This is a genomic window from Collinsella sp. AF15-51, assembly GCF_003462845.1.
Taxonomy (GTDB): Bacteria; Actinomycetota; Coriobacteriia; order Coriobacteriales; family Coriobacteriaceae; genus Collinsella.
Genome location: NZ_QRYG01000002.1, coordinates 153985 through 177172 on the forward strand (window position 1 = coordinate 153985; position 23188 = coordinate 177172).

Consider the following 23188-nt stretch of genomic DNA (forward strand, 5'->3'; position numbering starts at 1 on the left):
AAAGGACCCCTTTGCAGAGGTCCTAGTCAATTCAAGGTGGCGGGGAAGGGAATCGAACCCCTGACACGAGGATTTTCAGTCCTCTGCTCTACCAACTGAGCTACCCAGCCATTTGAGGTGTGCCTTGTTTCAAGGCTTGATTAGTATAACCAAGGACGCGTTCCGGTCAACCGAGAATTTTAAAAAAGTTTTTGAGCACAGCCTCGGTTCTTTAAATCGGCACGTCAGAGGCATCAGCCGGCAGCAAGAAGTTTTTCGCTCAGAGCCGCACGGGCAAACTCACTTGGAGTCATCCCCTCGGCAGCCGCCCGTCGACGAATGGCCTCCTTCATTCCCAGAGGAATCTTGACCGACAGCGTTGCCGTCCCCTCACCTGAGAGTGGGGGCCGTCCATGCACGATCCCACCAACGGTGTGTTCGCCATCCGGAAACTCTCCGCGCTCGTACGACTCGCACCACGCGTCAATCATTTCATCCGTTACAACCTGACCATTAGCGGCCGTATACGTCTTGCCCATCATCGACCCCTTTGCCGAGCCCGTTCAATCTCCTGCCAAAATTTCTTCTGGACTGGAGACAAGGCATGAATGATAAGCCCCCACGGACAAGCTCGACCGCGACAAGCTCCACGCTTCGTCCGTCTGGGAGCCATCCAATCGCAAGCCATCTCAGCGGCTCGCCCTTCGGCTCGCGACGAATGCACTCAGTAACCGCAAGCCAAGCGCTAAGCACCTGCTTTTCCGTCAGGTGCTTTTTAGCGTTGGGATGGATCTCAACATCCATGCATCTTCTCCTCCATCTTACCCAATTTCGTATGACGAAAGTCCGCTGTCGCCAATTCTTAAGCCGGCACGCGTTGGAGAGCAGGGGTCGAAACAATGATTGAAGGACGCTCTAGTACGGCCCAGGCGCCGGGGCAGGAGCACATACGCCAGGGACGTACGTTTTCGTAGCATACGAGGACATAGCCACGTGCATCGATAAAGGCGATATCGATGGGATAGGCCATAAAACACGTATGGACCGAAGAGCAGCGTGGAAACGCCATGACGAGCGGCAAGCCGTTGGCGGCAACCGGATGCCGTCCCAGCATGCCGCGCAGGCGCACGACAAACGACTCCGCCACCACAAACTCCGCCGGCGTCCAACCCAGCCTATTGAGTGCCCGCGCGTAGGCGATGTAGGACGAGACCGCGGTCACATGACCACCCCCGGGCGCCATGGATCGACCGTCACCGCGCGCTCGTGCGACAACGTTGTCGGCGCCCCCAGCGGAACGCCAGCGATGCTGAGAGAAGTCGGCCACGGCTCATAGTGCATGGTGCAGGTGTAGGTCCTAAACGTGCCGGAAAGCGAAAGCAAACCGCCATCCGATGTCGTCGCACCCTGTTCGCTCGAGACCTCGATCAGCAAGTCATAGCCTTCCATGGCATGTTGGATCTGAGCCTGAACGGTCGCGGAAGCATCGATGGAGCTGCCATCGCCCTCCCCGCTCGGCGCCACGGCATGTGCTAGCACGATATCGGGCACCACGCGATCGAAGCGTGCGACCGCACCGGCAAAGACCATGACGTTGTACACGATAAGCGCCAGAACCAGCAGGACGGGCGTGACCACGGCCATCTCGACCGTCGCCTGGGCGCACTCCTCGCACAGGCGCGTGCGGATGCCCATTACGACCCACCGCCCAGGGCACCCGCCAGTGTGGTGACATCGACGGTAAGTGGGATGGAGCCGCCGCCGGGCAGAGGAATCTCCGCAAGCGTGAACACCGTACCGCTGATGGTGCGTTCGACTTGATATTCCAACGCCTCGCAAAGCGCCTTGGGATCGGTCACGCCCAACGGAATACTTCGCAGTTTGTCTTGCGCTTGAGAGAGACCAGCAATGTCAGACCCCGGGCTCTTAATGACGTTGGCGGAATCAGTCAGCACCGGCTTTCGCAGGCGCAAGTCGCACGGTTCCAAACCCAGCGCCGCCACGGACGCCGAAACGGTATCGCCGAGCCACGATGCGATGGAGCCCAACGCGCCGCTGCCCCCTCCTAGGCCTTTAATCATCTCGTCCATAAGTTCGTCGGCCGAACCTTGGATGTCTCCGTATCCCACAAGCAGCCGTCCCCAGACATCCATGACGCCATCGAGTACGCCGGCAACGCCACCCGAGCGTTCCTTCAATGTCGAGAAAAATCGCGAAAGCACGTTGTTTTGCGCCGTCGCCTCATCGGGCGCCAGCACCGCGGCAGAGATGGCACCGCGATCGCCAAGCCTGACTGCCGTGTTAAACGAAGAGTTGAGCTCATCGGGGCTCGAGATGGCACCCGAAACCGCAAAGGCAACCACGCCGTTGCGACCGGGCGGAGCGATACGCGGACGCTCGCCCGAAAGCGCTTTAATGGCCTGGTCAAACGCATTGCTCGCACGGTCGGCCTCATCCTCGGTCTGACGCATGAGCTCAAGCTCTTTGTTCCGACATTTGACGTATTCCTCCAAGGCCTTTTTGAACTCGTCGAAGTGATATTCGAAGCCGTTTTCGATAGAGGTTGAAGGCGCCGCAACAGCACCAAGCGACAAAACGCCAAAATGGCATTTGCTGCATTTATCCTGTCCATCGTAATCGGCAACCGAAGCAAATCCGCTCGGCGTCCCTTTCTTATAGTTAGGGCAGGTCGTCCCGTAATGCAGATACGCCTTGTCATCGTTCACGCTAGTCGGCCACACCGCATCGGTATAGAGTTCCGTCGCCCGAACCTCATCAGAGTTGCGCGGCAGCAGCGGAATATAGGAGGAAACCCTGTCTCCGTTCTCGGTTATATGCGCCCGATCGACCTCCGCGCTCGCATAGGTATAAAACGCCTTACGCGCCGCAGACTCTGCCTTCATCTCGACACTCGAGCCGTGGGGCTTCTCATTTGTCAGACGCCAATGGTAGTAGTCCTTCGCGCGATCAAGGGCAACTTGGGGCTCCCACGTAACGCTCGATGAGTAATGCGGATTTTGAACACCGGAGAGATCCGTTAGGCTTTTCGCACGCTCCCACATGCAAGAACAGCTGCCGACCGAGCCCTTGTCAGACCCACCACAATCCGCCAGCCAAGCACGCTCTTTAGCCTTCGCCGTGTCCTCAGAAGCCTTCCGCAGCTCCTCGGCCGCACACTCTAAATCATCTGATGTGTCTTTAATGGCATCGGTCGAGATCTCGGACCCCTCGAGCGCAGCGAAGTCAGACTCGGATGTCCTGGGCACGGCAAGCGCCGTACCGGTATAGGTCACACTATCGGTATCCTGCGCCGACACCGCCTGCGTGGCACGCGCGGCGATCAGATACGGCAGAGCCGTCTCGATTTTCTGTAAGCCTTCCGATGCGCTTTTGGCAAACTTGTTGCGCGTTTTAATGATCTCGATCCCGGTGTCGACCATATTGCCGGCAACCGGCTCGGCACCCGGGATGAGGATGGCGACCAGGCCCGTCCCGATCGTGGCAAACCCCGCCAGCCCCAGACTCAAGATACTCGCATCAACCACCGTGGCAGCCGTGTGATAGGACGACACCACGTTGGCACCCGCCAGCGCGCCGCTATCAGCCGCCACCTGGGTGTCCCCGGCACGCGACATGCTCCATATCGCCGCGGTCGACGAAAACAACAATGTGAGCACCACTAGGATGACCACGGCAGAAGAAAGCGTGGTATAGGCACCGTCTTCGATAAACAGATCGACACCGGCTCGACCCATAAAGCCGCCTCGCTTGCGATGGCAGCTCGGACGGTGCGTCAAAACGCGTCTAGACCAGAAACGCTTAATCCCATGCAGCAATCCACGAATCATAATCTCCCTCCAGCCATTCGGGACGCGATTGATACGAGACATCGACCTTGAGCTCAACGTAGCCGCCCTCGGCGGTACCACCCATAGCCTGCACAAACGCACCGATCACAGGCAACGGCTTGACCTCGCCGGAAACGGACACGGACGAGGCGCCACCCGCACCGACCCGGCCAAGCTCGATATCCCACGACAACGGCCCGCCGGCATGAAAGATCGAAACGTTGGGCACTGCGGCAAGTCGGCGGCGGGTGAACTCCTTAAGATCGTCGTCCTCCGCCGTCGTCGTGGTCATGAGCCGCGCGGTCTCGGCGGCGGCAGACTCCATGACCGCGCGCGTATAGAGCAGACACACCGGTTGCAGTGCGAGAAGGATGAGCGTCAGAAACGTCGGCAGCAAAAAAGCGGCCTCGACCGTAGACTGCGCCCGGTCCTCGCGCGCGATATCAATACAGCGCGATGTCCTCAGCACCCGCAGCAGCGTCGACAACCGATGTCGAGGTGACGCCGTGAGACGCCGCCCGCTCGACCAGCGCCGCCAAGCGCCCATCGGTGCCAGCACGCCAAAGCCCCGCAATCGCCAGCACGATCGATAACAGCGCCACCGTGACGATGGCGTATTCCACAGTCGCTTGGGCAACCTCCTCACGCAGAACGCCATGCATTTCACGACCCCTCCTTTGAGCTTATTGTTTGCGGGACCAGGCGCACGGCGCGCAGACGACACGAAGCATCGCCAGTATCCGCAGCAACCGTCACCATATCGACCCAGCCGCGTCCGTCACGCACGATGGCGCCCCACACGTTTCCCTTGATGTCGAGATAGCCGCTCAGAGCAAGTTGCGCCGTGGGTACCTCGCGATAGGAACGCAGCATATCCGCCGCCGCTTCGGTCATCGGTCGGTCCTCGGACCATGCAAGCCGGACCACAATCGCGTTGCCCCCAGGCGAATCCGTCGCAGTGCCAGACCGCTTGTCGAGCGTCCGCAGAAAGGTTTGCGCCGTGACAGCGACATCCGAATCGTCCGCATCTCGCATCTCATCTTTTTGAGACGCCACCGCCGAATCTGAGCCCAAATCGGAGGCGGTCCCAGGACGCTGCTGCCGCGCGGCGTTAAGCCCCCAAAGCACCGCCGCTATCGCCACGGTCAGGCAAGCAAGCACCAGCAGCACCCCGACGGGGCGCTCGCCCTCTACAGGCTGTTGATGCCCTCGCTGATAGCGTTCCATAGATCTTGGACCTTGCCCTTAAATGCGACGATGGCGATAATCGCGATCACCACGAGCACGCCGACCAAGATGGCATACTCGGTGGTACCCTGCGCACTCTCCTCCTGCAATAGTTCCTTGGCGCGCTGACGAACATGTGCCGCCCGGCAAAACGCCCAGCCCTGCACCTTGCCAGCAGTGTCAGTCATCGTGTTCATGTATTCCTCCCTACATCATCCCGCCTGCTCCCAGCAGCGGGCCCAATATGGACAGAAGCAACGCCGGCAAGATGAGCGTGCCGGTGGGAATCAGCAGCTTGACGGGCGCACGCTCGATCTCGCGCTCGACCGCGGCGCGATGAGCCGCACGGATCTCGCGACTTTGAGCGGCCAGCGTCTCGGCAAGTGGGGCACCCAGGGCGAGCGCCTGCCCCACCGTGATGGCAAAGGTCTCGAGCGCTCGCACGTCCAGGTCGCGCGCGGCGGCCAACAACTCGTCCTCACGCGTGCCCACGCCCACCTGCCACGCCATGCAGGCGCGCTCAAGGCGAAGAGCCAGCACTGACCGGCGGTTGGCGCAGAAAATCTCAAGCGCCGCATCAAACGAAAGACCGGCCGAAAGACCCAAGCGCACAACATCAATCATCTCGGAAACTTCGCCGAGCGACACTCGCGCCGGGCCGCCCGCTCCAACCGCGCCCTTCACTCGCGCGGTCAGAGCATCGACCACCGAGCGACCCGCGGCAGCGACCAGCACCGCCTCGCGCTTGCAGGCCCCTGCGATCTTGCGTGCATCCGCCCGATCCAAACCCGTCGCGACAAATACACTCAGGGCGCACAGGCAAGCCGCAACTGCAACCGGGGAGCTCATAGCTCCACCCGCATAATGCGCCGGATAACCACCAGGGCAACGGCGTTGAGGGCAAGACCCAACACCACAGCGCCCGCGCCGGCGGGCGTCGCAAGACCGCGACGAAAATCTGCCGAAAGCAGCGCCAACACCGCGCACATGCCCGCCGGCATCGCCGCGACCATATGCGCAGACATGCGAGCCTGCGACGTCTTAACATCCAGGCGGCGCTTGAGCTCGATGCGCTCCCCCACCATGCTCGACGCCTCGGACAGTAAGTCGGCAAGCGGAGCGCCGGTGCGCTGAGACACCTTAAGCGCCAAGGTCACAAGCGAAAGACCGGGGGCGTCGATACGCACGAGCAAGTCATCGAGCGCGTCGGTCGCCGAGATGCCGCAATCGATCGCCGCCGCCACCCGCAAAAACTCGGTATGCACTGGCTCTTGCGCATGAGCGCCCACAAAGCGCATGCCCTGGGCCAGCGAATGTCCCGAGGCAAGCGACATGGAAAGTGCGGTAAACGCCTCGGGCATTGCCTCTTCTGCATCGTGTTGCTCGCGCCGGCTCTCAAAGCCATCCCAAGCGGCACCAACGGCAAACGGAGCAACAAGTCCCGAGGCAAATCCGAGGGGCGATAACGACACCATCGTTAGTAAAACGCAGCAGACACCGCTCGATAGCAGCAGAAACGCCAAACGTCCCGAAGCATCTTCGATCACGAGGCCAAGGCGATGCGCCGGAGCCAGCGATGCCCACGAACGGGCGATCTTTTTCAGCAGATCGTTTTCCACCAGCTCACGCGGCAGCTTCTCTGCCACCGTCTCGAGCGCCTGACGTGCCAGCTCCGCCGGCGGTACCTGCGGCACACGAGGTTCCACTCCGCACGCCGTCGCGACAGAAAGCCCTGCCAAGCCCCCTACGACGAGGGGCACAGTGATCTCCATTCGTCCACCTCCTCTTGTGTGAGCGTCCCCGACCGCAGGCCTTCTGCGATAAACGGCGGCTCGCGGTCAAGCGTCCAGGTGCGCTCGGCGGCATCGAACGTCACATAGCGCTCGAGCTCTACGCCACCCGATGCGGCGCGTCGCACCCCCGAATACGAGGAGACGAAACGCCTGCCATCGGCGTGGCGCTCGGACATCACGATGCCGTCGAGCGCCATGGCAATCTGCTCCTCGATGAGCTCGCTCGGCAGATCGATGCCATAACGTGCAAGCAACGTCAGACGCACCACGGTCTCCTGTTCTGAACCCGCATGAAGTGTGGTGAGCGACCCGTCGTGGCCCGTGTTCATGGCCTGCAACATGTCGCAGCACTCGGCACCGCGCACCTCGCCCACCACGATGCGGTCGGGGCGCATGCGTAGGGCATTAGTTACCAGGTCGCGGATCGTCACCGCGCCCTCGCCCTCAATTGAAGCCTCGCGCGCCTCTAAGCGCACCACGTGCGGATGATGCGCAAACTTGAGCTCGGCAGAGTCCTCGATCGTCACGATGCGCTCGCCGGTGGAAATCTCACATGACAACGCGTTGAGCAGGGTGGTCTTACCAGATCCCGTGCCTCCCGCAACCGCCAGGTCCTGTCGCAGCGACACCGCACACGACAGCAGCTGCGCATACCAAAGCGGCAGCGATCCCAACCCCACGAGCTCGTCCAGCGAGCAGATACGGTCCGAGAACTTTCGGATGGTGAGAATCGGTCCGTCAATCGCCACAGGCGGAATCACCGCGTTGACGCGATAGCCCGTTTTGAGGCGGGCGTTGACGATGGGGCTGCGCTCGTCGATACGGCGGCCAAGTGGCGAGATAATGCGGTCGATAAGCACACGGATCTGCTCATCATCCTCAAACGCATGCTCGATGGGGTACAAGACGCCGCCGCGTTCAAAGAAAGCCGAGCGGCAGCCGTTGATCATGATCTCGGTAACGGTGTCGTCCTCGATGAGCGGCTGCAACGGCCCCAAGCCCACCACGTCATCCAAGATCTCGTCGATGATGGTCTCGCGCTCGGGCGTCGCGAGATCGGTCGACTCCTCAACATTGAGCGCCGCCTCCACCGCAGGACGCAATTCCAAGCGGGCAAGTGCCGGGTCGATATAGGCGCTGATACGCGCCACTTCGTCGTAACCCATGCGGTCCATCACGGCGCGCTTGGTGCGTCGTTTCACCGCGCGGCGACGCCCCGCATCTACAGGCGCTGCCGCCGCTGCAGCGCCGGCAGCCTTAATCCTCGTTTGCAGGCTCATCGCTGATCACCCTCGCGCGACCAGGGAAGGCGGATACGCGGGCGTTCGGTACGCGTTGCACGGTCGGCGACCATATCGCTCCAAGGGCCGACGGCGCACCCCAGTTCCACGAGCATCTCGCGCGTGGCCTCGCGCATGCTAGTCGCAAAAGCGCTGGTCTGCCCCACCGCCTCGTCAGCGCGCCCAAACGCCATGAGCGCGGCGAGATCCTGCCCGCCATCGGCGATACGAATCTTGGAGCTCAACGCACAGGCAATCTCAAAGCGCATGGCGACGTCCTCGTCTGCCCCGCGCGCACCGAACCGGTTGAACACGGCGCTCATGCGCGTGCGCGGCACACCTACTCGACTTGCCAGTTCGATGACGCGCGACGCCGATGTCGCGGACGACACCGCCGCATCGCCAACGACCAGGCAACGGTCGCTCGCCGCCACCGCAGCCGCCACGGCGTCGCCCCAAAAGACCGAAGTATCGATAAAGACCACGTCGGATTCGCGACGCAGAACATCAAGCAGTAGCTCCACCGGACGCGCCATGAGCTCGGCTTGCTCGGGCGCCGCGACGGGACCCCAGAGCGTAACGCCCGGCGCCACGCGCATCGATGTGGCTACGATATCCGGCTCGGTGAGCGTGCCCGCCGCCGACGGCTCGATAAGTGCCGCCATATCGCGCGGAGCATCGACGCCTAACAAGTCGTAAAGGTTTCCAAACATCAGGTCCAGGTCGAGCACGGCGGCACGCAAGCCCAACAGCGACGATGTGTGTGCCATGGCGGCAACGATCGTCGACTTGCCGCAACCGCCCGAACCCGAAATAGCGCAGATGACCGGAGCTCGATGCGGCGGAGCGGCAGCGTCTGCCGGCGGCATCGGAGGCGGCGGGGCGGGCGTCGGTGGCAGCGCACCCGTCTCCCCCGCCGCAACCACACGCTGCGTCCAAGCCGGCATGGCAGCTTGTTCGGTCTGCGAGGCAGGCTCGTTCTGTACAATCTGCTCATGCTGCATCAGCGACAACTCGCCGCACCCGGCAAAGCCCTCAACTTCGTCGAGTTCATCCGCCAGATTCACGCCGTGCACGTATCCCATATCTACAGCCGGGGAGTCGCCAGCATGCTGCGCCGGCCCTCCAGCGTCATCGTCTACAAGGGGGTTCCGGGGGCGCCGACCATGCTCGGCTTCCGCTTTTCCATAATCATCAACACGCGGGCCTCTTGTAGCGCGAGGCGCCCCGGGTTCCCTATCAACAAAAGCATCGGGCTCAATCGTCATGCGCCGATCGGAATCAACCGCTCCCTCGCCCGCACGCCCGTTGCCGCATATACTGTGTGCAGCGATGACCTCGGTCGCCCCCGCGCGAAACAGCCCCTCGATATCCGACGGATCGAGCGCTTCTATCAACACGACCACGCGACTCACGCGGCCTTCGGCCGTCAGGCGCGCAACAGTCTTGCGCACATCTTCAGTATCAAACAGAGACGCCGCGATGATGGCAGCCCCGCGGCGCGACGGAAACGCCCGCGCCATGGAAACCAGCCCGTCCAGGTCACCCACGCGAAGCACCTGTGCACCCACATCACGGCCCTCGACTTCCCGCTGCAACAGCCCGTAATCGCCGCACGCGCAGCACGCAAGCCAGATCGCCTTCATCACTCGTCGCCTCCGCTCTTTTTGCCGCGCGCCGTGGCGGGAATCGTCAAGCTGACCGTTCCCTTGCCCGAGGCTCCCAGCAGTTCCTTGACGTCTTCGGGGTCAGCCGCCAGCGTCACCCATTCGATCTTGCCCTCGCGCGTGGCACCGGAATCCTCACTGGTATCGATCACGTACGCGCCGCACAGCCGATCGGTCACGCCGTCTTTTTGCACATACACATCCACGTAGCTGCCCACGCCCGTAGCACCGCCGACCGAGTGCTCGGCATCGACCGCCACCGAAACGGCGACCTTGCCCTTAGGCACCTCGAGCTTGCGGCTCTCGACCTTGGTGTAGACATTGCAGATCACGGCGTTTTTGGGAATACGCGAAGTCGTCACGTCGCCGCGCACCTGGCGCAGCTCGGTCGCCGCGTCACGCGGCAGCAGACTCGTCAGCCACTCCTGGGTTATGACATTGGTCTCATCGAGGGTCTCGCCCACATCGATATCGCGCGCCGCGACGCATACCTCGACGCGATCGCCACCGTACTTGGCCAAGGTCTCAGCCTGGACCTGTTCGGCTTGTGAGCGGATCGATGAGCCGTAAACCATGCAGAGCAGAGCAGCGAGCACGCCCGCGACCAGACTGATGGCGATGCGCTTGCTCTTGTTCACGGCCGCTCCTCTCATGGCAGTGCCGGGCGAATGCCCGTACCACCATTGTCTGGGCGGTCAGAGTGCAAAGCGGCGCAATCGCAATCTTGGTTTTCGATGTCAAACCAATCGCTGACCAAAAGCTGACCAGCCCGTCAAGCTCGTGGCAAGGTTTTGGTCAGCACGTCAGCAAACTGCATGTTTCGAGGCTTTTCCGCAGCAAAAAGCCGTCTCCCGAACAGTTGGGAAACGGCTGTCATAGGAAAAATCAATTACAGATGGACATCGGGATCGAGCATTTGAGCACTCACGCGCATGGATAACGCCAGGTTTTGGAACGTTTCCAGACGCAGGCTATCGATCTGCCCGGCGTCCTCGGCCTCGCGAACGGCGCAACCCGGCTCATGGGTATGCGTGCAATCGCCAAACCGGCACGCGCGCGATGCCTCGACAATCTCGGGGAAGGCGCGGGCCAGTCCCCGCTCGTGACCCACGAGCGGTAGGCTGCGCAGGCCCGGGGCATCGGCGATCACGCCGGCGTCGCCCGGCAGCGTCACCATCACGCGCGCGACGGTAGTGTGACGGCCCTGGTCGTCGCGTTCGCGCACACCGCCGGTCGCCAACGTATCGTGGCCCAGCAGCGCATTGAGCAGCGTCGACTTGCCGGCACCCGACTCGCCCAGAATCATGGCGCAGCTCCCGGCAGGCACGCAGGCACGGACCTCGTCCAGGCCGCGGCCCTCGGCAGAAGACGTCACGATCACGCGCACGTCCGGACCCACCAGACGACGCACGCGGTCCAGATCGCGCTCGAGCTCCTCGGCATCGCAGCGGTCAGCTTTGGTGAGCACCACCACCGGTTCGGCATCGCAGTCGAGCGCCAACACCAGCGAGCGCGCCACGCGGTCGAGCAGCACCCCACCGGGACCGAGCGCCTGCACGATTAGCACGCTATCCACGTTGGAGCAGAGCACCTGGCGCTCTCCGCGGGCACGGCCGCGCCAACGCTCAAAGCTCGTACGGCGCGGCAGCACGCACTCAATCACGCCCATATCGTGCCCGGGAGCGCGGCGCACCGCCACACGATCGCCCACGGCAGGCAGCAGGACCTCGTCCCCACCGCGCGACTTGGCAAATCCCACGGCATGCTCGGCGCGGAAGGTATCGTCGGCAGTCGCCACCAGCGGAAACCCACGATCCAAGCGCACCACGGCGCCAAGCTGCATCTGCTCGGGCTCCTCGGCATGTGCGCAGAAATCATCAAAGGCAGCCTGCTGAGCTTCATCGACCGGCAGGTCATCAAACGCCGGAACATCCTGCAGCGCGTCAAGCCCCGGTACACTCGCCAGCAACTCCTCAGCAGATGCAGGGGGTTCGGTCGCGAGCTTCCGACGACGATCACGCTTAGCCCGCGCCCCCGTCGTCTTTTTCTTCGCCTTAGCCTTAGCCTTGCCCACAAGCGCCTCCCAGCACCATAAATCACAACTGAGCAGGTATTTTCCCACAAAAAAGAGTCGGCCGAGCAAATGCTCGACCGACTCACACACTTTCCCTCAGCCCTTTATCATCCGCGCGGGAGAAAAGCCAGTAAGGATACCGTAGGGCCCACCCTGGGAGCGTTTTCTTCTGAGCGATCCCGCAGCGCGAAGCGCGAGGACCAGCGAAGAAGAAAACACGCAGGGGCGGGCCCGGACAGGTTAACTTACTCCTTCTCGACCGCGCGCATGATCGCCTTGTAGATCTCCATCAGCGGGATGATCAGGAAGGCCAGGCCCAGGGCAGCGACAACGCCCTTGAGCTCAAGCGTCACGGGGCCAAAGAACATCTCGGCAAGCGTCGGCTGCACGGTCACGATCACCGTCAGCACCAGTGCCAGCGCGGCGGAAGCCCACAGCCACTTGTTCTGCTTCTTCATGGTGAACAGCGACGCACGACGGCTGCGCATATTGAAGCAGTGGAAAATCTCGACCATGTTGAGCGTGATGAACGCCATCATCACGCCTTCCTCGTCGGCATTGCCGGCGATCATATCGGCGATGTGGATGTAGCCCATGTCAAAGTACACGCCCACAAAGAAGCTCGCCAGCACCAGCGCGGTGATGATTAGGCCCTGGACCACGCAGTCCAGACCCATATGTCCGGCAAAGACACCGTCCTTGGCGTTGCGCGGCTTGCGCTTCATGATGTCGCCCTCGGCATCCTCCATGCCCAGCGCAAGCGCGGGGAAGCAGTCGGTGACCAGGTTCACCCACAGCAGCTGCACCGGCTGGAAGATGGTAAAGCCGATGAGCGTGGCGATAAACACCGAGAACACCTCGGCAAGGTTGGCCGAAAGCAGGAACTGGATGACCTTGCGGATGTTGTCGTAGATGCGACGACCCTCTTCGCAGGCGCCGATGATGGTAGCGAAGTTGTCATCGGCAAGTACCATGTCGGCGACGTTCTTGGTGACGTCGGTACCGGTGATGCCCATACCAACGCCAATGTCGGCGCGCTTGATGGACGGGGCGTCGTTGACGCCATCGCCCGTCATGGCCACGATCTGGTCGCGCGACTTCCAAGCCTCGACGATGCGTGTCTTGTGCTCGGGCTGGACGCGGGCGTACACGCCGTAGTCCTCGATGTGCGCGTCGAGTTCCTCGTCGCTCATGCGATCGAGGTCGGCACCGGTGATGGCCTGGCTGCGATCGGCGACGATGCCCAGCTGCTTGGCGATGGCCACGGCGGTGTCGATGTGGTCGCCCGTGATCATGACGGTGCGGATACCGGCGTCGTGCGCCTCGTGGATAGCGTCGGCCACCTCGGGACGGACCGGGTCGATCATGCCGGACAGGCCACAGAAGACCAGGTCATGCTCGAGCGCAGCGGGGCTGCAGTCGTCGGGAACCTCGGTGTAGGTGCGGCTTGCCAGCGCCAGTACGCGCAGGGCCTCGTCGGCCATGGCCTTGTTGGCCGCCACGAGCTCGGCGCGGCGCTCCTCGGTCAGGGGGACGACCTTATCGCCCTCGTAGATATGGGTACACAGGCCGATCACCACGTCGGGCGCACCCTTGGTGTACTGCTCGTACTCGCCATCCAGGGTCTCGACGACCACGGACATCATCTTGCGGCCCGAGTCAAACGGGGCCTCGCCCACGCGCGGATGCTCGGCAGTCAGGCCAGTGAGGCCCGCCTTGCCGGCGTCGTTGACGAGCGCGCACTCAGTCGGCTCGCCCACGGCCTCGCCCAGCTCCTCGTCCCACTGAGCATCGGAGCACAGCGCCATGCCGGCCAGGAACTTCTCCTTGGGCGCAGCGAGCTCGTGCTTGACGACGGTCATCTTGTTTTGGGTAAGGGTACCGGTCTTGTCGGAGCAGATGGTCTGCGTGCAGCCGAGAGTCTCGACGGCAGAGAGCTTGCGGATGATTGCCTGGCGCTTAGCCATCTTGGTCACGCCAAGCGATAGCACGATGGTCACGACGGCGACCAGGCCCTCGGGGATGGCAGCGACGGCGAGCGAGACGGCGACCATAAAGGTATCGAGCAGGGCGGTCGGGTCGGTAAGAACGTTGCCCACGCCGTGGCGGATGATATCAACGCCAAAGATGACGACGCAGATGACGATAACCATAATGGTAAGGATGCGGCTGAGCTCGGCGAGCTTCACTTGCAACGGCGTGAGCTCTTCCTTGGCCTCGGCCAGGGCGCCGGCGATCTTGCCCATCTCGGTGTTCATGCCGGTGCCGACCACGACGGCGCGACCACGGCCGTACACGACGGTGGAGCCCATATAGCACATGTTCTTACGGTCGCCGAGCGGCACGTCATCGGTGCCCGCAGCGAGCTCGATCACGTTGGCGTGCTTCTCTACGGGCACGGACTCGCCGGTGAGCGCGGCCTCTTCGATCTTCATCGTGGCGCTCTCGAGCACGCGGCAGTCGGCCGGGACGGAGTCGCCCGCCTCGAGCATGATCACGTCGCCGGGCACGAGCTCGGCGCTCGGCAGGTGCACGAGCTTGCCGTCGCGCAGCACCTTGGACTGCGCCGCACTCATCTCCTGCAGGGCCTCGAGGGCCTCCTCGCTCTTGGCTTCCTGGACCACGCCCAGCACCGAGTTGACGATAACGACGAACATGATGATGGCAACATCGGCAAAGTCGGGCTCGCCCTTGACCATGCCCGTGAGCGCACTGATGACGGCGGCAACGATCAGCATGATGACCATGGGGTCGGCCATCTGCTCAAAGAAACGCTTCCACAGCGGTGTCTTCTCGGCTTCCTCGAGCTTGTTAGGGCCTGTCTTGGCGAGGCGCGAAGACGCCTCGTCGTTGCTCAGGCCGAGGTTCTCATCGACACCTTGGTCGCTGAGCACCTCCGCCGCGGCGGACAGGTATTCCTTTTGCATATAGAGTCCCCTCCTGGGATTCGGGCCACTCAGCAGATTGATGCCCGATCATAATTCCCAGGAGAAGGGCAAGGGCTCATCAAGGCTGCCGTGCTGAGCGGCAGTTGATAGTGGAGCTATGGTACCCCAAAGCGACGCGTCTAGCCAAAACAATCGGTTTGGAAATATGGTCCGCACGCAACGGTGCAGACCGTGTGATGCTCAACATTGGTAAAACGTTTTTTCTTCGGCACATCGCCAAACTGACATATCTCCCAGATAGCAGCGGTTGGAGTGGTTGGTAAAGATTTTTCATATACCGTTTTTCCCGCAAAAAATGAACTTCCATTTCGGCATACGGTCGATTTTTTGGGGTATTCGGTCGGCATTTCGTTATAATCATCTCGGTTTTATTTCTTATGGTTTATCTATCAGCGCAAGACGATGTCAGATGGAGGTCTGAATGTACAAGCGCACTAAGATTGTATGCACCATGGGTCCCGCCTGCGATAGCGACGAGACCATCCGCGAGATGATCAAGGCGGGCATGAACGTCGCCCGTTTTAACTTCTCGCACGGCTCCTACGACGAGCACCACGGTCGCATCGAGCGCGTCCGCCGTATTTCCAAGGAGCTCGGTCTGCCTGTCGGCATCCTGCTCGACACCAAGGGCCCCGAGGTCCGCACCGGCCTTCTGGTCGACGGCAAGAAGGTTGCCGTCAAGACCGGCGATAAGATCGTCGTCACCGCTCAGCCCACGTCCGAGGATTTCCACGGCACCGCTGAGCACATCTCCCTCGACTACCTGGCTCTGCCTTCCGAGGTCGAGAAGGGCTCCCTCATCCTGATCGATGACGGCCTGGTTGCCCTCGAGGTCGAGTCCGTCAGCGGCCAGGACATGACCTGCGTCGTTAAGAACGACGGCCTGATCGGCGAGCGCAAGGGCGTCAACATGCCCAACGTCAACATCTCGCTGCCCGCCATCACCGAGCGCGATCGTCAGGACATCCTCTTTGGCCTGACCGAGAACATCGACTACATCGCCGCTTCCTTCATCCGTGACGGCGAGTCCGTCCGCGGCATCCGCAAGCTTTGCCGCGAGAACGGTGGCGAGCACGTGACGATCTTCCCGAAGATCGAGTGCGCCCTGGGCGTCGAGAACTTCGACGAGATCCTCGAGGCTTCCGACGGCATCATGGTCGCCCGTGGCGACCTGGGTATCGAGATCAAGCCCGAGCTCGTTCCGCACATCCAGAAGGAGATCATCGCCAAGTGCAACGCGGCCTACAAGCCCGTTATCACCGCTACGCAGATGCTCGACTCCATGCAGCAGAACCCGCGCCCGACGCGCGCCGAGGTTGCCGACGTTGCTAACGCCATCTACGACGGCACCGACGCCGTTATGCTCTCTGGCGAGTCCGCTGCCGGTAAGTACCCGGTCGAGGCCGTTAAGATGCAGGCCAGCATTGCTCTCGAGACCGAGAAGTACCTCCCGGCCCACGCTCCGCTCGAGGTTCCGGCCGACGCTCACGGCACCCGCGTCGTCAACAACGTTGTGGGTATGTCCGCTGTGAACATGGCCACCACCGTTGGCGCCAAGTGCATCACCGTGCCGACGACCACCGGTCGTACCGCACGCCTGATCTCGCACTTCCGTCCCAACATGCCGATCTGCGCGTTCTCCCGCCACGAGTGGGCCGTCCAGCAGATGATCATGTACTGGGGCGTTATCCCGCACCAGGCCGAGATTACCCAGGGCACCGTCAACGGCACGATCGTCAAGGCGATCGAGACCGCTAAGGAGCTCGGCTACGTCGAGGCCGGCGATCTGACCGTCGCTACCGCCGGCGATCCCCGCATGAGTGTTCAGCTCGAGGACAAGGTCTCCTCGACCAACGTCGCTTACGTCGCTCAGGTGCGCTAAATCGCACTTGCAAGCACGCTTGCATTGCAAAAGGGCCCGGAAGGCTTTGCCTTCCGGGCCCTTTTTAGACCTTCTTCGTATGCCGCATCATCGATTTGTGTTCAGTCGCAAGCCTCTCCGATGCCGAGCGCACCACCGAAGACGCCCTGCGACGGGAGCCGTTGGTCAATTGGAATGAACTGTTCACCGTTAAGCCGGCCGGCTAGCAGCTAGCGATCAGGGGGACTGCGGGAACGTCAGAAGCAGCAACGCGAGCCGCAAATCCCGCCTCGGTCAGCTCGATGACCTCGGTAAACGTTGCATCGAAAAACTCCTCGGTTAGCAGGCGATACGGCGGATGATCGGGCTCGCCGGGGTTTTCGCGTACAATCTCGTGCATGACGCCGATAGTCTTGAGCACATATTCTTTATGGATGGGATACTGCCCAAAACGCGTCGCAGCGGTATAGAGGCGATCGGTCGCACGCGGAATGGAAACGATGCCCAGCGTCTTGCCAAACCAGTCAAAATCGCCCTGCTTTTTAATGCGGAATTCCTCGCACGGCTTGCCGCCGTGTGCTTCCAGATACTGGTTCACACGCGTGTTCCATACCGTGTCGGCCACCAGATGCGACCAGACGCCCAGCGTTAAATCGAGCAGCGACTGCGCCACATCTTCGGACGCAAGCGAGAACTCACAGGCGCCGGGACCGACAACCGGCTCGGCATCCCTGTAGCGCTGAGGATAGTGCACGCGGTTCAGTCGCTCGCGCTCCTCGACAATCGAGGTAGCCTCAGCAGGTTCGCCCGCGGGTGCGCCTTTAAGCAGCGGCGCCACATAGGTATCCCAGAACTCGTGCTCGCGCGGCTTAGGGATAGGCTCGGGCTTTGCAAAGTGCGTAATGCGATACGGAATGGGATCGGCGATGCCAGGGACCATATAGCCCACGAAGATATCCGGAACCACGCAGCCAAACAAAAAGGCATTGCGGTCGCGCACGCTATCGGCAAGCACGCTAGCACGTGCCAGCAAGCGCTCCGTTTGAGCGATATGAATGTTCCAACTTGGCATAGCCACCCCCATAAAACCTGGTTAACTATACCATCACGGCAGAGTCGCACAGGCGGCCATACATACCCTACGCAGCAACTATTCCGCAGCACCGCTTTCGGTTCCATACGACGGCACGGGCGCCTCGACCACATGGTGATATCGATCGATATAGATGGCACGGGCCTCCAGGCGGCGCACCAAATCTTGATGGTGCGTACTCATCAAAACCGTCTTACCGGCAGCAACGTAGGCCAGCAAAAAGTTGACTACGATGTCGCACGAGTCCTCATCGAGCCCGTTGGTGGGCTCATCGAGCACTAGGATATCGGGGTTCATCGACACCACCGCAGCCAGCGCAACGCGCTTCTTTTGCCCGCCCGAAAGCTGACAGGGCGAGGCATCGACCAGATCGGCAACCTGGAACAGCTCCACGGCATCGCGGACGCGGCGCTCGAGCTCGTCTGTCGGCAGCCCCATCTGCGCGGGGCCAAAAGCAACTTCCTCGCCCACCGTAGCGCAGAACAGCTGGGCGTCGGCATTCTGGAACACAAAGCCCACGCGCTGATGGAACCGCTGAGCGGCTGCGGAATCCTTGAGATATGCCGCATCGATCACGTGCCCGTCAAACAGGCACGCACCCGCGTCCGCTAGTTCAAGACCGTTGATAAGGCGCATAATCGTCGTCTTACCGCAGCCGTTGGGACCGAGTAGGGCAACGAGTTCACCACGATCGACCTGCAGCGACACACCATCGACAACCGTATGCCCCGCATAGGAGAACACCACGTCGCGAAACTCGATGAGCGGCACGCTCTTGGCGCCAGTAGCACCGCTCGCGCCCATCACGCCATTCGTATCGTTTGCCAAAACGTCGCCCTTCCCTATCCACATCGACGGCTCGGCCGCCCGCGCTACAGCACCACGCACAACACGGCGAGCAGCACCACGACGGCCGCATAAACCGCATCGCGCCAGCCAAAGCCGCTCCGCCCGGGCGCCGGGTACGCACCGGCAAAGCCGCGGCAGAGCATAGCCTCGTCCATCGTGTGGCTGCACTCCATCGCCTTGATAAAGGTCATGCCCATGATACCCGCCAGCGAGTCGGTGCGCGAAAATCCCTCAGGCGCACGGCCAACGCTGCGCAGCATGACCGATTCGCACAGATCGTGCGCCGTGCGTCCCAGCACCTCGATATGCTTGAGTGCCATATCAAAGGTAAAGATGACCTCGTCGGGCAGGCGCAGCATCTTAAGCGCCGCCGACATGCGACTCCAGGTGAGCGTCCACGAAACGCCCAGCACCAGCGACACGTTAATGAACGTCTTGAGTGCAATCTTGAGCATGGCGCCCGTGGCGGAAGCACCCAGCAGCAGGGCAGGCAGCGCCAAAACCACGGCAAACCCCGCGGCAGCCAACGCCGGCACAAAGGTAGCGCGCAGCCCGCGTACAGGGCGCACCGCGACCAGCACCAACGCGGTCGCCGCCATTAGCATCAGGTATAGCGGGCTCTGCGTCAGGCACACGCACAAGACGTAAACGAACATCCCTACCAGGCGCACCGGAGCCGAAACGCAAGAAAGGGCGCGGTCGACCATCGACCCGCCCTCGTGCGCGCCTCCACCCAGGCGAACCCGCTCAAGCAGGCTCGCCAGATGCAGGACATTCTTTTGCATCACACGATGCCGAGCCTCCGCGGGCTCGTAACGCTCCTCGGCCGCAAGCCAACTAGGCAGCTCGGCTATTGCCATGAGCACCGCTTTCCTTAACCGTCAGCGAAACCAGTCGGAACGCGATGGTGAGCACCGCCACGCCAATCACGCCCGAAAGAATATACATCGCGGCCTGGCCGGCAAAGCCAAGGCCTTGCTCCTCGGAATAGGCCTGCAGATAATCGCCCGTGGGCAGGGCATCGGCAAAGGTCGGGGTATCGAGGCCGACCGAAGCCTGCAGGCTGTCGTCGCCAGCCTCCTGAACGGCGGTCGCGGCGCCCTCGGCGTCCCACTCGCCCCATGCGTCACCTGTGGCCAACAGGCCCAGCGGCGTGGCCACGACAAGCACGGCGACCAGAATGAGCGTGGGAATCAGGGAAGTCTTCTTGGCGGTACCATCGGCGGCAAGCTGGCCATCGGCGGCTTCGGGGCCGACGATAATGCTCGGCGCCGTCTTCTTAATGAAGCCGTAGATGGCGGCCGTCGCCACGCCCTCGATCACGCCGGCAACCAGCATATGCGGGATCAACATGGCCGGAATAGCCACGGACAGCGGGAAGGGGCAGTACAGAGGGGCGCCCGAAGCGTTGGTGAAGAGCATCGGCTGAATACCAAACTCGATTGCCGCGCACAGGGCCGCCAGGCACAGGCCGACCCAACCGCTCACGATGGCAGAAACCGAGGTGCCCCAGCTCTTGTCGTGCAGACGGCTGTTGAGCGCACGGAACACGATAGCAGCGACAAACGGCAGCACAAAGGCCATGTTAAAGCAGTTGGCGCCAAACGACAGAACGCCGCCGTCGCCAAACAGCAGCGCCTGCAGCGCCAGCGCGACCGAGACAGCGATAGCCGCGGCCTCGGGGCCCAGCAGCAGCGCGATGAGTGCGCCGCCGACGGCGTGACCAGTGGTGCCGCCGGGCAGCGGCACGTTGAACATCATGAGCAAGAAGGAGAATGCGGCGCAGATGCCCAGGAACGCCATATGCTCGCGATCGAGCGTGGCGCGCACCTTTTTGATGCAGTGAACCCATACGGGCACCATCGCCACCGCCATAACGGCATCGGTCTGCGGGGACAAATAATTATCTGGAATGTGCATAGCGCCTCCCGGTTGTCGGCGCACGGAATTGCAGCGCCGCTTGAATAACCTTGCCAGTGTTACGTATTGTTAGATTCGTAACACGCCGCCGGGTATCATAGCAAAACGGCACACTGCCAACAAAGCAGTGCGCCGTTTTGTAATACATTCGTCACAGACGCAAGCGGTCCTAGCCGCGGACCTCGCCGTTTACGCCCTTGCACACCTTGGTGACGATCTTCTGGTGCGCCTTCTCGACCTCTTCGCTAGTAAGCGTGTGGTCGTCCGAGCGATACGTGAGCGCAAAGGCCATGGACTTCTTGCCCTTGCCGATACGAACCGGATCGCGGTAGACATCGAACAGGCGCACGCCCTCGAGCAGCTTGCCGCCGGCGCTGGTAATACGGCGCTCAAGATCCTCGCAGGTCACGGCATTGTCGACCACAATGGCAAGGTCGTGCTCAACGGCCGGGTACTGCGAGAACTCGCGGTAGTTCTCCTGGTTGCGGGCGCCCTTGATCAGCTTGTCCAGGTCAAGCTCAAAGGCAACGACAACCTCGTCGATGCCGCAGGCCTCGCGCGCCTCGGGGTGGATCTCGCCGACCCAACCCAGCACGGTGCCGCCGGACAGAACCTCGGCCGCACGACCCGGCTGCAAAAAGGCATAGCCCTCGCCCTCGACGGGACGGAAGCGAACCTTCTCGATGCGCAGCTGGGCGAGCAGCTCCTCGACGATACCCTTGCCAAAGAAGAAACGCAGTTTACGGTACTTCATGTTCCAAGACTGCTCGCTCCACTGGCCCGAGAGCACACCCGCGACGGACTTGGTCTCCTTGGGCAGGCTGGCGTTCTCGCGACCGTGGAACAGGCTGCCGACCTCGTACAGGTGCACGTTGGGCGTACCGTGCGCCTCGTTGTAGGCCACGGACTGCAGCAGGCCCGGCAGCAGCGAACGACGCATCTCGGTCTGCTCGGCCACCAGCGGGTTCATGAGCACCACGGGGCAACCGCGGCCCTCGGTGGACATACCGATCTTCTCCAGGTCGCCCGGGGCGGCAAAGCCAAAAGTCGTGGTCTCGTTGAGGCCGCAGGCGCGCAGGATCTCACCGACCTTACGGGTGAGCTTCTGCTCGCGGGTCAGGCCGCCGATGTGGTTCTTGGCAGCCGGGATGGTCGCCGTCACGCGGCCCATGCCCCACAGGCGCAGGACCTCCTCGATCAGATCGATCTCGCGCGGCAGGTCGGGGCGGAAGCTCGGCGGAGTGACCATAAAGTCCTCGCCGTCACGCTCGACGGTGCAGCCCAGGCGGGTGAGCGAACGCTCGATAAAGTCGGGCTCGATGTCGGCACCGCAGATGGCGTGCACGCGGGCCAGGCGCAGCTTAATGCTGTCGATGGTCTTGGGCGCGGGGAAAACGTCGACATAGCCGGGAGCAACCTCGCCGCCGGCGATCTCCTCGATGAGCGCGCAGGTAACGTTGGCGACATCCACGCAGCCGGTCTCGTCGACCTGGCGCTCAAAGCGAATGGAGGCGTCGGAGATCAGCGACAGATCGCGGCTGGTGTGCGAGGTGCGGCCGGCGTTAAAGCAGGCGCTCTCGACCATCACGTCGACGGTGTCGTCCTCGATCTCGGAATCCATGCCGCCCATAACGCCGGCCAGCGCCACGGGGCGCTCGCCGTCGGTGATGAGGCCCATGCCGGCGTCGAGCACGCGCTCCTCGCCATCGAGCGTCGTAAACTTCTCGTCCTGCTGGGCGGCGCGAACCACCACGCGGCGGTGGCCGTCGCGCTCGGCAAAGGTAGACAGGTCAAAGGCATGCAGCGGCTGACCGGTGAGCATCATCACGTAGTTGGTGATGTCGACGATGTTGTTGTGCGGGCGCACGCCCAGGGCGTTGAGGCGCTTGACCATCCAGTCGGGCGACGGGCCGACCTTCACGTTACGCACGATGCGGGCGACGTAGCGGTCGCACAGGCCCTCGTCGGCGATCTCGACGGAAAGCTCGTCGTCGGTCGCGCGGCCGGTCTCCGCCTTGATGGCGGGCAGCTCAACGTGGAAATCGCGGTCGAAGATGGCGCCGGTCTCGCGGGCCATGCCGATCATGGACAGGCAATCGGGACGGTTGGGCGTGATCTCGCAGTCGAGCACGGTGTCGCTCGAGCCCACATACTCGGCAAACGGCATGCCGCAGGGCGTATCCTCGGGCAGGATCATGATGCCAGAGTGGTCGCCGCCCAGACCGAGCTCGCGCGCGGAGCAGTTCATGCCCATGGACACGACGCCGCGCAGCTTGCTCTTCTTGATCTTGATGTCGCCGGGCAGCTCGGCACCGATCATGGCCGTGACGATGTGGTCGCCGGCCTCAAAGTTCTGCGCGCCGCAGACAATCTGCAGCGGAGCGGGGTTGCCGTCGGCGTCGAGGTTCTTGTCGCCCACGTCGACCGAGCACACATACATATGGTCGCTATCGGGGTGCGGGGTCTTGGTGAGCACCTTGGCGGTCACTACATGGTCGAAGGACTCGCCCACGGTGTCGATCGCCTCGACCTCGGTGCCGGTACGGATATATTCGTCCGAAAGGGTCTTAGGATCCTCCGGAATATCGATCATGGTCTTGAGCCAGTCGTAAGAAACGCGCATCTAACTGGTCTCCTTTCATAAATGCG

Annotated in this window: 22 protein-coding genes and 1 tRNA gene; 1 reads left to right on the forward strand and 22 read right to left on the reverse strand. The window is 62.3% G+C overall.

From position 1 onward, the window contains the following. Positions 1-37 precede the first annotated feature (37 nt). The 17 genes from DWW51_RS01800 to DWW51_RS01875 form a co-directional block, all read right to left on the reverse strand. A tRNA-Phe gene (locus DWW51_RS01800) sits at positions 38-110 on the reverse strand. 123 nt (positions 111-233) lie between these two features. Next, the gene (locus DWW51_RS01805) at positions 234-518 is read right to left on the reverse strand and encodes a ribbon-helix-helix domain-containing protein (RefSeq protein ID WP_035137167.1); all 285 of its coding nucleotides are present in this window, start codon (positions 516-518) and stop codon (positions 234-236) included. Then, complete coding sequence (locus DWW51_RS01810; RefSeq protein ID WP_117773219.1) at positions 493-783, reverse strand: hypothetical protein; 291 nt, start codon at positions 781-783, stop codon at positions 493-495. Before DWW51_RS01810 ends, DWW51_RS01805 begins: the two co-directional genes overlap by 26 nt. A gap of 58 nt (positions 784-841) precedes the next feature. Next, entirely contained in the window at positions 842-1201 is a 360-nt protein-coding gene (locus DWW51_RS01815; protein WP_231500755.1) for a DUF192 domain-containing protein, read from the reverse strand. Continuing rightward, complete coding sequence (locus DWW51_RS01820; RefSeq protein ID WP_117773223.1) at positions 1198-1674, reverse strand: hypothetical protein; 477 nt, start codon at positions 1672-1674, stop codon at positions 1198-1200. Before DWW51_RS01820 ends, DWW51_RS01815 begins: the two co-directional genes overlap by 4 nt. After that, on the reverse strand, positions 1674-3734 hold the full coding sequence (locus DWW51_RS01825; RefSeq protein ID WP_117773225.1) for a hypothetical protein: 2061 nt from the start codon (positions 3732-3734) through the stop codon (positions 1674-1676). The genes DWW51_RS01820 and DWW51_RS01825 overlap by 1 nt, the downstream gene beginning before the upstream one ends. Positions 3735-3798: 64 nt before the next feature. Continuing rightward, positions 3799-4296 (reverse strand): TadE/TadG family type IV pilus assembly protein, encoded by a 498-nt coding sequence (locus DWW51_RS01830; protein WP_231501542.1) that lies wholly within the window; start codon positions 4294-4296, stop codon positions 3799-3801. Then, complete coding sequence (locus tag DWW51_RS10270; RefSeq protein ID WP_055250538.1) at positions 4271-4489, reverse strand: hypothetical protein; 219 nt, start codon at positions 4487-4489, stop codon at positions 4271-4273. Before DWW51_RS10270 ends, DWW51_RS01830 begins: the two co-directional genes overlap by 26 nt. A gap of 1 nt (position 4490) precedes the next feature. Then, a complete protein-coding gene (locus DWW51_RS10170; protein WP_147344014.1) occupies positions 4491-5054 on the reverse strand; it encodes a hypothetical protein in 564 nt (187 codons plus the stop codon). Further along, positions 5018-5251 carry a hypothetical protein gene (locus DWW51_RS01840; protein WP_117628991.1) on the reverse strand — a complete coding sequence of 78 codons (234 nt, stop codon included), beginning with the start codon at positions 5249-5251 and terminating at the stop codon, positions 5018-5020. The genes DWW51_RS10170 and DWW51_RS01840 overlap by 37 nt, the downstream gene beginning before the upstream one ends. 10 nt (positions 5252-5261) lie before the next feature. Continuing rightward, on the reverse strand, positions 5262-5903 hold the full coding sequence (locus DWW51_RS01845; protein ID WP_117773227.1) for a type II secretion system F family protein: 642 nt from the start codon (positions 5901-5903) through the stop codon (positions 5262-5264). After that, positions 5900-6826: a type II secretion system F family protein gene (locus DWW51_RS01850; protein ID WP_117634303.1), complete on the reverse strand. Its 927-nt coding sequence runs from the start codon at positions 6824-6826 to the stop codon at positions 5900-5902. Before DWW51_RS01850 ends, DWW51_RS01845 begins: the two co-directional genes overlap by 4 nt. After that, entirely contained in the window at positions 6799-8127 is a 1329-nt protein-coding gene (locus DWW51_RS01855; protein WP_117773229.1) for a CpaF family protein, read from the reverse strand. The genes DWW51_RS01850 and DWW51_RS01855 overlap by 28 nt, the downstream gene beginning before the upstream one ends. Next, positions 8124-9773 carry a P-loop NTPase gene (locus DWW51_RS01860; RefSeq protein WP_117773231.1) on the reverse strand — a complete coding sequence of 550 codons (1650 nt, stop codon included), beginning with the start codon at positions 9771-9773 and terminating at the stop codon, positions 8124-8126. The genes DWW51_RS01855 and DWW51_RS01860 overlap by 4 nt, the downstream gene beginning before the upstream one ends. Beyond that, positions 9773-10432, reverse strand: a complete 660-nt coding sequence (gene cpaB / locus DWW51_RS01865) for a Flp pilus assembly protein CpaB (RefSeq protein ID WP_226790441.1) — start codon at positions 10430-10432, stop codon at positions 9773-9775. Before cpaB ends, DWW51_RS01860 begins: the two co-directional genes overlap by 1 nt. A gap of 251 nt (positions 10433-10683) precedes the next feature. Next, a complete protein-coding gene (gene rsgA, locus DWW51_RS01870; RefSeq protein WP_197032140.1) occupies positions 10684-11637 on the reverse strand; it encodes a ribosome small subunit-dependent GTPase A in 954 nt (317 codons plus the stop codon). A gap of 476 nt (positions 11638-12113) precedes the next feature. Beyond that, positions 12114-14795, reverse strand: a complete 2682-nt coding sequence (locus DWW51_RS01875; protein WP_117773233.1) for a cation-translocating P-type ATPase — start codon at positions 14793-14795, stop codon at positions 12114-12116. A 442-nt stretch (positions 14796-15237) separates the two neighbouring features. Between DWW51_RS01875 and pyk the strand changes: the two genes are divergently transcribed. Then, positions 15238-16698, forward strand: a complete 1461-nt coding sequence (gene pyk, locus DWW51_RS01880) for a pyruvate kinase (RefSeq protein ID WP_117637393.1) — start codon at positions 15238-15240, stop codon at positions 16696-16698. A 202-nt stretch (positions 16699-16900) separates the two neighbouring features. On the opposite strand, the gene DWW51_RS01885 is transcribed toward pyk, so the two are convergent. From DWW51_RS01885 to pheT, 5 genes are all read right to left on the reverse strand, one after another. Beyond that, complete coding sequence (locus tag DWW51_RS01885) at positions 16901-17749, reverse strand: hypothetical protein (protein ID WP_117736236.1); 849 nt, start codon at positions 17747-17749, stop codon at positions 16901-16903. Between the two features lie 78 nt (positions 17750-17827). Beyond that, positions 17828-18598 carry an energy-coupling factor ABC transporter ATP-binding protein gene (locus tag DWW51_RS01890; RefSeq protein ID WP_231501543.1) on the reverse strand — a complete coding sequence of 257 codons (771 nt, stop codon included), beginning with the start codon at positions 18596-18598 and terminating at the stop codon, positions 17828-17830. 44 nt (positions 18599-18642) lie between these two features. After that, complete coding sequence (locus DWW51_RS01895; protein ID WP_117773237.1) at positions 18643-19479, reverse strand: energy-coupling factor transporter transmembrane protein EcfT; 837 nt, start codon at positions 19477-19479, stop codon at positions 18643-18645. Then, positions 19457-20539 (reverse strand): cobalt transporter CbiM, encoded by a 1083-nt coding sequence (gene cbiM, locus DWW51_RS01900; protein ID WP_117757543.1) that lies wholly within the window; start codon positions 20537-20539, stop codon positions 19457-19459. The genes DWW51_RS01895 and cbiM overlap by 23 nt, the downstream gene beginning before the upstream one ends. Before the next feature lie 169 nt (positions 20540-20708). After that, a complete protein-coding gene (pheT, locus tag DWW51_RS01905) occupies positions 20709-23162 on the reverse strand; it encodes a phenylalanine--tRNA ligase subunit beta (protein ID WP_117773239.1) in 2454 nt (817 codons plus the stop codon). Positions 23163-23188: the final 26 nt, after the last annotated feature.